This window comes from Chryseobacterium sp. FG46 (assembly GCF_057809135.1).
In genome coordinates, this window is record NZ_JBMDJJ010000036.1 from 22,606 (window position 1) to 35,777 (window position 13,172).

Annotated in this window: 12 protein-coding genes; 3 read left to right on the forward strand and 9 right to left on the reverse strand. The window is 35.4% G+C overall.

What is annotated here, in order from left to right; all coding sequences use genetic code 11:
• The first annotated feature begins 332 nt into the window (after positions 1 to 332).
• Together ACODR7_RS19355 and ACODR7_RS19360 are read left to right on the forward strand one after the other, a co-directional pair.
• Entirely contained in the window at positions 333 to 722 is a 390-nt protein-coding gene (locus tag ACODR7_RS19355; RefSeq protein ID WP_488841653.1) for a multicopper oxidase domain-containing protein, read from the forward strand.
• A 39-nt stretch (positions 723 to 761) separates the two neighbouring features.
• A complete protein-coding gene (locus tag ACODR7_RS19360) occupies positions 762 to 1,196 on the forward strand; it encodes an META domain-containing protein (RefSeq protein WP_488841655.1) in 435 nt (144 codons plus the stop codon).
• 69 nt (positions 1,197 to 1,265) lie between these two features.
• Here ACODR7_RS19360 and ACODR7_RS19365 read toward each other — a convergent pair whose 3' ends face one another.
• The 9 genes from ACODR7_RS19365 to ACODR7_RS19405 form a co-directional block, all read right to left on the reverse strand.
• Entirely contained in the window at positions 1,266 to 1,526 is a 261-nt protein-coding gene (locus ACODR7_RS19365; RefSeq protein WP_488841657.1) for a SemiSWEET transporter, read from the reverse strand.
• A gap of 34 nt (positions 1,527 to 1,560) precedes the next feature.
• On the reverse strand, positions 1,561 to 2,595 hold the full coding sequence (locus tag ACODR7_RS19370) for an NAD(P)/FAD-dependent oxidoreductase (protein WP_488841659.1): 1,035 nt from the start codon (positions 2,593 to 2,595) through the stop codon (positions 1,561 to 1,563).
• A 55-nt stretch (positions 2,596 to 2,650) separates the two neighbouring features.
• Entirely contained in the window at positions 2,651 to 3,589 is a 939-nt protein-coding gene (gene porN / locus ACODR7_RS19375) for a type IX secretion system ring subunit PorN/GldN (RefSeq protein ID WP_488841661.1), read from the reverse strand.
• Positions 3,590 to 3,609: 20 nt separating this feature from the next.
• A complete protein-coding gene (gene porM / locus ACODR7_RS19380; RefSeq protein ID WP_488841663.1) occupies positions 3,610 to 5,202 on the reverse strand; it encodes a type IX secretion system motor protein PorM/GldM in 1,593 nt (530 codons plus the stop codon).
• A 52-nt stretch (positions 5,203 to 5,254) separates the two neighbouring features.
• Positions 5,255 to 5,953, reverse strand: coding sequence for a type IX secretion system motor protein PorL/GldL (gene porL / locus ACODR7_RS19385; RefSeq protein ID WP_047428085.1), 699 nt, complete (start codon positions 5,951 to 5,953; stop codon positions 5,255 to 5,257).
• 60 nt (positions 5,954 to 6,013) lie between these two features.
• A complete protein-coding gene (gene porK / locus ACODR7_RS19390) occupies positions 6,014 to 7,435 on the reverse strand; it encodes a T9SS ring complex lipoprotein PorK/GldK (protein ID WP_488841665.1) in 1,422 nt (473 codons plus the stop codon).
• Between the two features lie 108 nt (positions 7,436 to 7,543).
• On the reverse strand, positions 7,544 to 9,397 hold the full coding sequence (gene glmS / locus ACODR7_RS19395) for a glutamine--fructose-6-phosphate transaminase (isomerizing) (RefSeq protein ID WP_488841667.1): 1,854 nt from the start codon (positions 9,395 to 9,397) through the stop codon (positions 7,544 to 7,546).
• Positions 9,398 to 9,429: 32 nt separating this feature from the next.
• Entirely contained in the window at positions 9,430 to 11,076 is a 1,647-nt protein-coding gene (locus ACODR7_RS19400; RefSeq protein ID WP_488841669.1) for a DUF4270 family protein, read from the reverse strand.
• Between the two features lie 13 nt (positions 11,077 to 11,089).
• Positions 11,090 to 11,860, reverse strand: a complete 771-nt coding sequence (locus tag ACODR7_RS19405; RefSeq protein ID WP_076596713.1) for a glycogen/starch synthase — start codon at positions 11,858 to 11,860, stop codon at positions 11,090 to 11,092.
• Between the two features lie 170 nt (positions 11,861 to 12,030).
• On the opposite strand from ACODR7_RS19405, the gene panC reads away from it, so the two are divergent.
• Positions 12,031 to 12,879, forward strand: coding sequence for a pantoate--beta-alanine ligase (panC, locus tag ACODR7_RS19410; RefSeq protein WP_488841671.1), 849 nt, complete (start codon positions 12,031 to 12,033; stop codon positions 12,877 to 12,879).
• Positions 12,880 to 13,172 lie beyond the last annotated feature (293 nt).

Genomic DNA, 13,172 nt, shown 5'->3' on the forward strand with positions numbered 1-13,172 from the left:
TATTAACATTACCTTATTGTTAATCTCCTCTTTTTGAGTTATTTTTGCCGAAAATTAACACAACAAATGAGAAATGAAAAAAAACAAGATTATACTACTGAAAACTAGTTCGTTAAAAAACCCTGAATTAACAACGTTTATTCTTAATTATCCACAATAATTATTACTTTTTGTTTCCTGAATTTTGTTTATAAAAGCAGTGAGTTAAATTATATAAAACTTTAATTTTCTGTTAGTTTATGAAAAATTAACATATATTTATTAAAAATATTTGTAAATTTATATAGCATTAACATCATAATTCATGAAACACTTTAAAATCACTTATCACTATGAAAAAATTATTATTACCAGTCCTTTTCGGATTGACTATTATTTCCCTAACAGCGTGTAAACATCCCGGAAAAGAAGCTGAAACCGTTACTGCTGCTCCGGAAAATACAGATGACATTTCAAAAAATGTGTATGTTGACAGTTATGGAGAAAAAATAGAAGTAACGATCAACAACACCAAAAATACAGCAACAATACATTTAAACGGCAAAACTTTTGACCTTAAAAAAAGTGATGCTTTACCTGAATATACGGCCTCCAATGAAGAGTATCAATATTCTGATATTAAGGGTAATATCACCTTCCTGAAAAAAAATGTTGATATGGTTCTGTTCCATCTTAAACAGGTAAAAAAAGAGTCTGGTCCCGCAAAAATGGCATCGTATTAGCATAGGGATTAGCAATTCACATTAAAAAAATAAAGCATTATGAGAAGTTTATATTATTATTTATCGGCACTTGTTATTGCAACATTTTTAGTTGTTTCATGTAAAACACAAAATGCTCAAAAAACAACTACTGATATTACAGGAAAAACATGGAAACTTACAGAGCTTAACGGGAAGCCGATTGAACTGAAGAATCCTAAAAATAATCCTTATTTCAAGCTTGAAATGGAGGGAATGAGATATCAGGGGCATGCCGGATGTAATGGTTTAGGAGGAACATTTGAGATCAAACCGGACATAATGAGAATTAAATTCAATCAGGGAATGTCTACCATGATGGCTTGTGAAGATCTTGATATTGAAAATCAATTCACCAAAGCAATTCTTGCAGCAGACAATTACTCTGTAAATGGAAATACACTTACTTTAAACAAAGCAAGAATGGCTCCTTTAGCTAAATTTGTACTTCAGTAATTGAATCTCACTTACATAAAAAATAAGATACGCCTCATCATGATGAGGCGTATTTTTATATTGATATTGCTATTTTTTCTTGTTGTACATTATATAACAGATCAGAAGGCTGATATTCACCAGAACGGCAAATGCATTGGATACAATAATAGGTAATTCGTCTTTTTCAAAGCCATACCATACCCATAAAGAGAGTCCAGAAATCAGAACCAGAAGCATGAGTAAAGAAATATCCTCTACATTCTTTTCTCTGATCACCTTTATAAGCTGTGGAATCATTGAAACGGAAGTAAGAATTCCGGCAACGATACCTAAAATATTTTCATCCATAGATTTTTAGTTTGGAAATTAACACTAAGATACACTATTGAAATCTGTTCAATGAAACTTCTGCATGCAATGGAGTATCTTCTTCCATAAAACGGAACAAATCTCTTGAAAAATAGCATCCATTAAGAATACCACGGGCTCCAAGCCCATTAAAGACATATAGATTACCGAACGTTTCATGCCTTCCTATAATAGGTCTTCTGTCTTTTACAGTTGGACGAAATCCAAAATGTACTTCCTCCACTTCAAAATCATAAGGATAAAATTCTGAAAGTCCTTTCACTAATTGTGCAACTGCTGATTCATCAATATGGTGATGAAGCTGTTCTCTGTCATAAGTTCCTCCATAAAAATACAGGCCGTTTCCGGTTGGGAATAAAAAGTGTTTCTTTTTAATCGTTATGTTTTCCGGTATCGGTTGTGACAGTTTCACTTTTATATGATGACCTTTGTTCGGGTTTACTGTGATCTCTGAAAAGTAGGGATTATCTTTCACTCCCATTCCTTCACAGAAAATAATATTTTTGAAATTAAAATCCTTATATATCGATTCGGATGGGTTCAATTTTGAATAATCGAATTTTTCTTTTACCAGATGATCATTTTTTTCAAAATAATTGAATAAACCATTGAAAAATCCATTAACATTAAGTCTTGCAGACTGATTAACCTTTCCGGTAAGAAAATCGTTTTTTACTACATTTAAACGATCGAAATTTTGATCAAGAAAATGGGACAATTCTTCATTTCCTGATTTTTTCAACCATAAACTCTGCTCGTTCTCATCATGAAAAATTCTGTGAATAGGAACATTGATTAAATAATTTTCTCCGGTATATGATTCTATTTCTTTAAGACTGTCTTTAAGAAAATCTATTTGTTCCTGCGCTTTCCAGAATGTGGTAAACTTCTTCAGTACAACAGGATTGATAATTCCTGCTGAAACCTGAGAAGCACTTTTTCTTCCTTCCGTAAAGATCACAAAAGATTTGTTATTTTTAATTAGCTGATGAGCTAAGAAAAGCCCTGCATATCCATCTCCTACAATAATATAATCTACATTTTTCATAATAAAAAAAACCTGAGTAAAAGTACTCAGGTTTTCTATAAATATCAAGTGAAATCTAGTAATTCCACATATCATTTTCCATTTCAAGAATCTGTGCTTTGATTCTATCGCTTTCTTCCAGTTGTTCATCGGCATTCTTAGGAATATAATCCTTAATAGTACCGTCTCCTAAACCTGCTGAAGACTTATAAATGATAGAAGAGAATCTTCTTGCATTGATCACATCATCGAAAGATAAGTCAGCAGATGAATTTTTTCTGTTGAAGACAAAATTGTTTGCTAAAACATCACGGGCACTTGGATAATAGATCCAGAACAGGTCAATAAGCTCATCGTTACTTGCAATAGGCTTACCATCTGGACCAATAACTCCCTGTACGGCAGGATCTGGTCCCATTGCAGCAATACCCAGAGGTCTGTATTTCATTTGTCCGTCTCTCTTATCAATAAACCACATACCCATGATTTTAAGAACTTTTACTTTATCGGTAGTTGTCTTAAATACGTCAGTATATTGTTTCTTTTCTGCTTCTGTAAGTTGTCTTCCAGAGTTTAAGATATCAATAGCAGCGTCATTGATGATTACTTTTTCTAATCTTTTCTGAATTCCTTCAGGAGAAAGTTTTACCGTAAAGTTTTCATCATCATATACCTGCTGGATCTTTCCGCTTAAAGCTGCATCAAGCAGTAACTGATATAAAGATCTTGTAGGAGAAGAAAGAAGCCCATCCGGATTATCATAATAGAATGGCTGGTTGATCTTATCATTCATATCAATAATCTCCCATACAAACATACTTTTAAAGATATCTTTATCTTCTACAAAACCATACTCAAGAGGCTTTACTGTTTTATCTACAATAGTATCACCAACTTTCTGTTTATTTTCTGCTCTCATCTGTCTGAACTCTTCCGGAGAGGATGCATTCAGAATAGTCTGGGAAAAAGCAAATCCCGAAACTAATACTAAAAGGGTGCTAATATATTTTTTCATAATAAATTACAATTTTAGTCCTATGGAATGTTAATGATTATAGGAGTAATATTTTTAATAACCTGACCATCTAAACCTTGAGCAGTAACTTTAATATCAAAGACAGAAACTACGTCTCCTGATCTAAGGTTTTTCACTAATCCGGCTGCATCATTTAATGAATTCCCGTGAACAAGTAATGCTGCTCTACCTGGTACTCTCACCATAAACTGAGTTACAGTAAATGACACAGGGAAGTCGAAGTCAGGAATTGCTGCCTGTACCGTTTGATTCTGGATAGAAGTGGCAGGCATAGATACGATGCTACTTCCTCTGATCTGACCTTGCGGTGGTGGTACATTCTTAATTCTATATTCAAATACCTGAGATACAGATTTTCCATAAGGATCTGTTCCTGATAATGTCAGTTTAACGGTATTACCAGAAGTTGGTTTTACAATCCATTTTCCTGGGCCGGTACTTCTTACAGCTGCACCTGGAGCAGATAATGAAAGTTTAGAATTGTCAGCACCTAAGATTGATCCTGAAACAGGGTTCTCAAGTCCTCTGTACATTACATTCATTTTATCAGCAGAAAGCAATAATCCTTTTTCAAGTTTTACTTCTCTTGGTCCTGCAATTACATTGTATGTATGTGTCCAAGGGAAAGACTGTGGCTTACCTGAAGCATCTGTTAATGTAATAGTACCTCCTAATTTATGTTCACCAATTCCAGAACCTGAAATAGCGATTGAACCTTTACCGTTTTCTACTTTACTTACTCCGGAAATGCTGATCTTATTACTATTAGAATAAGTACCTAACATTACTTTTACTTCTGCCTGTTTTCCTGCCTGGATATCAACCGGACCTGAAACGATAGGCTCATAGCTTGAGAATTTAATACTCGCATCTACTTTTTCCTGAAGTAATAGTGCCAATGCATCAGACTGAACATTTCTGGCATCATTTTGGATAATCTCCAAGTTAGATATTGCAGCAATTAGCGGCTGATGATAAAATTTATTTTGGAACCAAGTTTTCTCATTTGGAGATGTTCCTTTAGGATATTCTGCAATTAGAGACTTGTTAGCTCTTGCTACTAAATCCTGTAACTGAGCATTGTTTCCAAAAGTAGCATTGATGTAGTTTCTTACGTCATCAATTTTAGCTTTCAGGTCTAATGCATTCTTTGATGGAGTATTTTCATCTCCTTCTTTGAAGAAATATTCAGTAGTTGCTTCGTTGTTGTTCAATGCAGCAAAGTTTTCACTTACATCAATATCTTTTCCAGTTTTAGGATCTTTGTCATGAAACTCAGATTGTTTCTTCAACAAATCTTTAACATCCTGAGCTGATTTTACCAATGCATCAATTTTGGCTTTCAATACTTTGTACTGAGCCCAAGGCTGTGCATAAGTATCCGGAACTTGCTGAGCCTTAGCTTCCAACGTTCTTTCAAAGATCTTCTCGTTCTTTTTTTCTGTTAAAGTTCTGGTTTCATTCAATGCTCTGGTAGAGTCATAGTATGATCTGATGATTTCTGCATCAATATTTAGGGCCATCATCGCGATGAACACCAAATACATCAGGTTGATCATCTTCTGACGAGGGGTCTGTTTTCCTTGTGCCATTCTCTTTTCTTTGTTTTTTGATTAAGTAGTTAAATTTAGAAATGGTTAGGAATTAAGACTTCATAGCAGTTAGCATACCACCATAAACTCTATTTAAGTTATTAAGATTAGATGTTAAACCTTGTAGCTCTTGGTTGAATTTTTCAGATTGCTCTGCAGATTTCTGCATATCAGCAACATACTTGTTAGCAAATTCAGATTGTCTCTTACCGCTTTCAAGCTGCATTGCATAAAGAGCATTCATGCTTTCCATGTGCTGAGCCGCTTTATTTAATTGATCGTTATATTTGTGAGTAGAAGCAGATACGTCAACAGTTTGATTGATCTGATCAACAGAGTTTGAAAATTTATCAATTCCTGTTCTCAATCTTTCAAATAATTGAACATCTAATCTGGCATCTTCAAGCATTTTATCCAATTTGTTAGAAAGAGAGTTTTCTAATTCAGCAAATTGAGCTGCTGCATTATTATTTCTAGAAGATACATTAGAGTGTAATGGGTTTGGATTAGCATGTTTATCTAATAACTCAGGATAAACATTTTCCCAGGCATAAGACTCTTCTGATTTTGGAGGGTCAAATGCAAAGATGATAAAGATAATCGCCTCAGTAATAAGTCCTACGGTAAGAGCGATATTACCATTAATAGGTCCCAAGGTAATGTGAGTAATTTTAAGCCAAGCTCCAAGAATTACAATTGCAGCACCGAATGAATAAAAGAAATTCATCCAAGCATCTTTAGTCTTAAACATATTGAGTTAGTTTTTTTAATGTTAAATAAAATTGTTATTGAAAAATAATTGTCTGATTCGTTATCTGTTAACTCTTCTTGGTTTAACTGCTGCTTCAGGAATATCCTGTACAGTTCTGAATCCGATATAGCTTCTTGCGGAATCTTTTCTTTCCCAATCTCTAGCACCTGTCATTAGTGCATATCCTATATCTTTCCAAGATCCACCTCTTACAGATTTCTTCGTATCCTTTTTATCTTTAGTAGAAGGATTTAATGTAGAAGAGAATCCTGAAGAAGAATTGTTAAATGAAGATAGTGTCCACTCAGAAACGTTTCCAGCCATATCAAATAACCCAAACCCATTTTTCTTAAATTTCTTAACTGGAGCTGTATATGTATAAGTACCTTTTTTCTCGTCTTCCATGTAGTTACCTCTCTTCGGCTTAAAGTTAGCCAGATAGCAACCTCTGTCATCCATTAAATATGGACCACCCCAAGGGTAAGTAGCATTTTGCATACCTCCTCTTGCAGCATATTCCCATTCAGTTTCTGTTGGAAGACGGAACTCTAATGGTCTTTGTTTTTTTCTTTTTAAACTTTCGTTGTAATCTGTTTTCAATTTAGATCTGAAGTTACAATAAGCCCTTGCCTGATCCCAGGTAACCCCAACAACAGGATAGTCTTTGTAAGCCTTGTGCCAGAAATACTGTTCAAACAATGGCTCATTATAAGCAAAGTGGAAATCTTTTACCCAAACTGTAGTATCAGGATAGATCGCGATACTTTCGCTTTTCAGGTAGTTAGCTCCTCTTTCGTTATCTGCAACAGCAGCGTCCATATCTCCCCAACGGTAAGTATATTTCAGCTTGCTTACATCTAAAATTCTTTCGTTTCCAATTCTTGAAGAAGAAGGCAGATACATAGATTCTAAAACTTCTGCGTATTCTACATCCGGATATTTTGATGTGCTCCAGTGTAAAGGGATTTTCCAATCTAATCTTTTGCTGGCATCATAACTTCCGTCTTCACGGCCCCCCTGGCCTTCCATATATTCTTGATAAGGTGTTAAATTTTCTTCTTTTTTAGCAAGGTATGCATAATCTCCTATGCTTGCTCCTTTACGTCCGCCTTCATCACCACCTTCTCCGGCAGCTTCGGCTAGTAAAGTTCTTGCGATAGAGTCTCTTACATAATTGATAAATACTCTGTACTCTGAGTTGGTAGTTTCTGCTTCATCCATGAAGAAAGAAGAAACAGTAACTGTCTTCAATGCTGCTTTTTCAGGAGTATTTGTCGGATCCTGGTCTGCTAAACCAGCAACAAACGAACCTGCAGGAATTGCAACCATTCCGTATGGTCTTTCCGCAACAAATGATTTAGTTTTTTCTCTTGGTATCAATTCTCCTTTTGTTCCTGGCTTCCCTACAGAAGAGCTGCCACCACCTGAACAAGATACCGATGCTACCGACGCAGACAATAATAAAAGAAATATCCTTTTCATGTTAATTTTTATAATTAAGCCGTAAATATATAATTTTTTTAAGAAACTTTTAAGATTTTTTTTGAAATAACGGAAGAAATCTAAATTTATTTTATTTACAACAACTTTTTATTCCACGGTAACAGATTTAGCAAGGTTTCTCGGTTGATCTACGTTGGCTCCTCTATATACTGCAATATAATAAGCAAGCAGTTGCAGAGGTACGGAAGCAACGATTGGAGAGAAACATTCTGAAGTTTCAGGGATTTCGATAACATAATCTGCCATTTCGCTCACCTGACGGTCTCCTTTATTAACTACAGCGATAATTTTTCCTTTTCTCGCTTTAATTTCCTGAACGTTACTTACAATTTTATCATAGTGTCCTTTTCTAGGTGCTATAATAACAATTGGCATGTTTTCATCGATCAGGGCAATCGGACCGTGTTTCATTTCTGCAGCCGGGTATCCTTCTGCATGGATATAAGAAATTTCTTTTAGTTTTAATGCTCCTTCTAGGGCTGCAGGATAATTGTATCCTCTTCCCAGATAAAGGAAATTGGTAGCTTTCACAAAATCTTTTGCAATATTCTGCGTAAGCTCATGGGTACTACTCAACACTTCTTCAATTTTCTTAGGCATAGCATCAAGCTCAGCAATTAAGCTCATAAACTCAGCGTTTCCTAAGTTTCCGTTGTGTTTTCCTAATTTAAGTGCAATTAAACTAAGAATGGTAAGCTGCGCCGTAAATGCTTTGGTAGAAGCAACACCGATTTCCGGACCAGCATGGGTATACGAACCAGCATCTGTAATTCTTGCAATTGAAGAATCTACAACATTACATATACCATATATAAATGCACCTTTTTCTTTAGCTAATTTTAAAGCAGCCATTGTATCGGCAGTTTCTCCGGACTGAGAAATAGCAATCACCACATCTTTATCTGTAATGATAGGGTTTCTGTATCTGAACTCTGATGCATATTCTACTTCCACAGGAATTCTTGCATATTCTTCTATCAGATATTCTCCGATAAGACCTGCATGCCATGAAGTACCACAAGCAATGATAATAATTCTGTTAGCATTTTTGAATCTCTCAACATGATCCCAGATTCCAGCCATTTTAATTACTCCCTCATCTACAAGAAGCCTACCTCTCATGGTATCATGTACAGATTTAGGCTGTTCAAAGATTTCTTTAAGCATGAAGTGCTCGTATCCACCTTTCTCAATTTGTTCAAGACTTAATTTAAGCTCCTGAATTTCCGGCTTAATCTTAGAGTTTTCATTGATCGTTCTGATATCTACTCCGTTTTCCAGAGATATTGTTGCCATATGTCCTTCTTCAAGATATATAGCTTCTTTTGTAAATTCTACGAAAGGGGAAGCATCAGATGCAATAAAATATTCTTTATCTCCGATTCCGATTGCCAAAGGAGACCCTAATCTTCCTACTACCAATACACCGGGATAATCTTCATGAAGTACCGTAATTGCATATGCTCCATATACTTCATTCAATGCATATCTCACTGCAGTTGGGAAGTCGATATCCGGATTAAGATCCATAAAATACTGGATAAGGTTTACCAGTACTTCTGTATCTGTTTCTGACTTGAAAGTAAATCCTTTTTCAGTAAGCATTGTTTTAATGGTATCATAGTTTTCAATGATACCATTATGTACAATTGCAATTTTTCCGTTGTTTGACAAGTGCGGGTGGGAATTTCTGTCACTTGGAACTCCGTGGGTTGCCCAACGGGTATGTCCCATTCCAATTTTAGACTTTCCTTTTAGCTCTTTGGAAATATTCACCAAATCCTCCACTTTACCTTTTGTTTTTTCTACTTCCAGCTTGTTATCTGAACCTTCTAAAACAATTCCGGCACTGTCATACCCTCTATATTCCAATCTTCTAAGACCATTAATTACAATTTCATAAGCGTCTTGAAAACCTGTATATCCTACTATTCCGCACATATTTTATTTTGTATAGTGTTGTTTGTTGTGTTCTACTTTTTCGTTCCGTAAGTCACCATTAGCTGGATTCTCTTCGGATTCGTATTTGTTTTATCTACTCCTGTAAGAATAATCCTGTTCATATCAAATGCTCTTGTCGTATTACGAACTCCCAAAAGGGTTCCTGTAGCATTGGCAGCAAATGTTCCTGCAGTAATTATTAATGGTTTATTAACGATCAGCTGTTCAGTTCCATCTACTGTTTCCTTCTTCCCTTCCACAAGATCCTTGATTGTTTTGGTTACTACAAAATCATAATAACCAAGATTTTCTTTATAATAATATAGTCCAAGTCCGTTTGTCAGATCTGAAGTGAACGCCAGTTTTTTGTAATCAATTTTACCATTAGCATCTAATGTATTGGTTAACAGCGTAAACCTGCGATCTTCAGTAGAGCCGGTATTTTTCCATGTTGCAGCATCAAGATAGATTCTGATTTTAGCACTTACAATACCTGCTTTCTTTTCAACATAGATCTTCTTAAGGTCTGCAATTGTCTCATCCTTAATTTTTACTACAACAGAAGGACCTCCCATTCCCTGAACAAAAAGTCTAGCATCCCCCTGATCAGAATTACTATTGTCCACTGCGTCTTTAACAGCAGATCCGGTTCTGTTATATTCAAACAGTCCGATATGAGCATTAGCCCCTCCTAAGTTGAAACTAAGTGTTGTCTGCGGTCTTGTTGTTGTTCCGTTATCCGTTTTATCATATTTATAATACATGATAAGCTGCAAATCATTAGGAGAGAACTGGTAAAGATATTTATCCGTTTCATCCACAGAAATTTTTATTCCTTTAAAATATCTGATAAAGTTAGCAGCATCCTGAAGCTCAGGTTTTCCCTTTTTATCAAGAATATGAGTCTGGAAAAAGTTTGTATTACTCAATTTCATTCTGAATCCTAAGTTTCCGGTAAATACAACTGAGTTGTCAGATTTTTTAGTGATAGATGTAGAACTGATGTTACCGTCAAATACTCCTGATCCCAACAGTTCACCAGTATTTACTGATACATTGGAACGTTTGAACTTGTCGTCATTTGTATCTAAGAAAGTAGTTATTTCATGCACATTGATTTTCATTGATTTTGAAGCACCCCCTATTTTCCCGTATTTGCGAACAGGATAAGTTTTTTTCTCAATAGAAACTTCTGTAGCTACTCCGTCTACCGGAAAATCAGCTTTTGTGTATGTATTTGTTTTTAATGAATCACCTTCAAAGAAATAGGTGTTCGCAGCTGTATTGGCAGGTGGTCTCACTACAAGAACTACAGAATCTACTTTTGGATTCGCTCCGTTAAAGTCATAATTATCTACCGGCATTCTCAACTGAGTAACATAAGAAGCTCTCTGCATTCCAAACTGGCTTTCAGTAAAAGCTCCAAGAACACCTACATAAGAAGCTGCACCAGATTCGTTCACCCCACTGATCAATCTGGCAGCATCACTTCGGATTGAATCGTTGTTGTTATAATTGTATGCTATAACAGGATATGCAATTTCGTTACCTTGCGCCGCATCACCATTAAACAGCTGCTCACCAAGAGAATCCGGGTCCGGTTCACAGTTATGAAGGAATGTACTTCCGAAAAACGCCATCAAAATTATGGCGAATGTCTTTTTAAGATTATGAGTCATTAAAAATGTGTTTTTAATAAAGTTGATTTATAGAATCTATGTCCAGATATTCCGATTTCTGGGCTGCTGTTTCGTTGAAAGCCTTATCCAGGTCTTCATCCAGAAACTCGTCACCTTTTACAACGGCATCTACATAGTTCATACTCTCGATAACAAAACTTTTAATAGTTGGATTATCTAACGCTTTTAATCCGGAAATATTATCAAACTGTAGCTTTTCATCAATCTTTTTGTCCAATTCAGCGTCTTTCTCATTGTAAAGAGAAAGTACAATTTTCGCATCCTTGAAATAAGTATCTGATTCGTAGTAAGTTTTAAGATAAATTGGAACAAAAGAAGACATCCATCCATTTAAATGGATAACATCCGGCACCCAGTTTAGTTTCTTAATGGTTTCAATAACTCCTCTGGCAAAGAAAATAGCTCTTTCGTCATTGTCTTCGAAAGGGTTTCCTTCATCATCGAAATAATATTGTTTTCTTTTGAAGTATTCTTCATTGTCAATAAAGTAGACCTGAAGTCTTTCCCCCGGAAGAGACGCTACTTTAATGATCAGAGGCTGATCCAGATCATTGATAATAATATTCATCCCTGAAAGACGGATTACTTCATGAAGCTGGAATTTTCTCTCACTTATTTGTCCAAATCTTGGCATAAAAACTCTTACATCATTGCCTTCTTGGTGCATCTTAAGTGCCATTTTGTTTACCACTGCAGCCATATTTGTATCTTCCTGATATGGATACATCTCTGTAGTAATGTACAGTATTTTTTGATTCGGCATAAACTTTCTATCTAATTTTTGTAAAAATGCTTTAATGTGCAAAATTACAAAAAAACATCCAACATTATTTTAATTAACATTTTTTTACGAAAATTCCCTTTTCAAATTATTAAAACCCCATATTATTATGCGATATTTTTAGTATTTTTGAAATAGTATTAAAATAAACTATGGAAGTTCTAAAAAACAGAAAAGTCCTTCAGGATTTCATTGAAAGACAGAAAGAAATGGGAAAAAGAATTGGCTTTGCCCCTACTATGGGTGCTCTGCACAATGGCCATCTTTCTCTGTATGAAGAGGCAAGAAAAGAAAATGATCTTGTAATCTCTTCAATTTTTGTAAATCCAACCCAGTTCAACAATCCTGAAGATCTTGAAAAATACCCAAGAGATGTTAACAGAGATATACTTATCCTTCAGAATTCCGGCCTTGTAGACGCAGTTTATATTCCGGAGGTAGCAGATATTTACCCTGAGAAAGCTGAAAGCCAGCGATATGATTTTGATGGATTGGAAAATGAGATGGAAGGAAAATCAAGGCCGGGTCATTTTGACGGCGTAGGAACTGTTGTAGAAGAGCTTTTCAGACAGGTACAGCCTGACAATGCTTATTTTGGTGAAAAAGACTTTCAGCAGCTTGCTATTATTAAAAAAATGGTGGAGAAAAAACATCTTCCTGTTAAAATAACCGGAGTTCCTATTTACAGGGCAGAAAACGGACTGGCACTAAGCTCAAGAAATCAAAGACTTCATGAAGACCGAAAAGAAGCTTCTAAAGTAATTTACGAGACTTTAAAAAAAGTAAATGACTGGTTCAGAACCGTTAGTATTCCAGAAATCAAGGAAAGAGTAGCCGATATCTTTGATGATCAGCAGGGTATGAAGCTTGAATACTTTCTGATTGCCGATGAAAACACATTACAGGAGACTGATTTTTTCTATAAAGACAGAAATTTCAGGGCCTTCATCGTAGTGGTAGTAGATGGTGTCAGATTAATTGACAATATGCACCTGGACTAACCTTTCGGAATTATAAAAAATATAACTCCCCGGCTATTAAATACAGTTGGGGATTTTTATTTCAGATAACTCAACCTTTTGCTTAGTCCCCAACTTTTGCGCTTAATCCGCTTGATCCAACTTTTGCGCTTGGTGCTATAATATGACTTCATACAAAAATCAAAGGCCTCCTGAAGGAAGCCTTTGAAACACCAAATCACAAAATATTAATATGAAAAAAATTTACTTTTCAGTAAACTTGTGACCCGGCTGGGATTCGAACCCAGGACCCATACATTAAAAGTGTATTGCTC

Bases quoted from the DNA above. Each gene is read 5' to 3' on its own strand.
- porM (WP_488841663.1), bottom strand. From the start codon at position 5,202: ATGGCACAAGGAAAACAGACCCCTCGTCAGAAGATGATCAACCTGATG.
- porL (WP_047428085.1), bottom strand. From the start codon at position 5,953: ATGTTTAAGACTAAAGATGCTTGGATGAATTTCTTTTATTCATTCGGT.
- glmS (WP_488841667.1), bottom strand. From the start codon at position 9,397: ATGTGCGGAATAGTAGGATATACAGGTTTTCAAGACGCTTATGAAATT.
- porK (WP_488841665.1), bottom strand. From the start codon at position 7,435: ATGAAAAGGATATTTCTTTTATTATTGTCTGCGTCGGTAGCATCGGTA.
- ACODR7_RS19370 (WP_488841659.1), bottom strand. From the start codon at position 2,595: ATGAAAAATGTAGATTATATTATTGTAGGAGATGGATATGCAGGGCTT.
- ACODR7_RS19360 (WP_488841655.1), top strand. From the start codon at position 762: ATGAGAAGTTTATATTATTATTTATCGGCACTTGTTATTGCAACATTT.
- ACODR7_RS19355 (WP_488841653.1), top strand. From the start codon at position 333: ATGAAAAAATTATTATTACCAGTCCTTTTCGGATTGACTATTATTTCC.
- ACODR7_RS19365 (WP_488841657.1), bottom strand. From the start codon at position 1,526: ATGGATGAAAATATTTTAGGTATCGTTGCCGGAATTCTTACTTCCGTT.
- porN (WP_488841661.1), bottom strand. From the start codon at position 3,589: ATGAAAAAATATATTAGCACCCTTTTAGTATTAGTTTCGGGATTTGCT.
- ACODR7_RS19400 (WP_488841669.1), bottom strand. From the start codon at position 11,076: ATGACTCATAATCTTAAAAAGACATTCGCCATAATTTTGATGGCGTTT.
- ACODR7_RS19405 (WP_076596713.1), bottom strand. From the start codon at position 11,860: ATGCCGAATCAAAAAATACTGTACATTACTACAGAGATGTATCCATAT.
- panC (WP_488841671.1), top strand. From the start codon at position 12,031: ATGGAAGTTCTAAAAAACAGAAAAGTCCTTCAGGATTTCATTGAAAGA.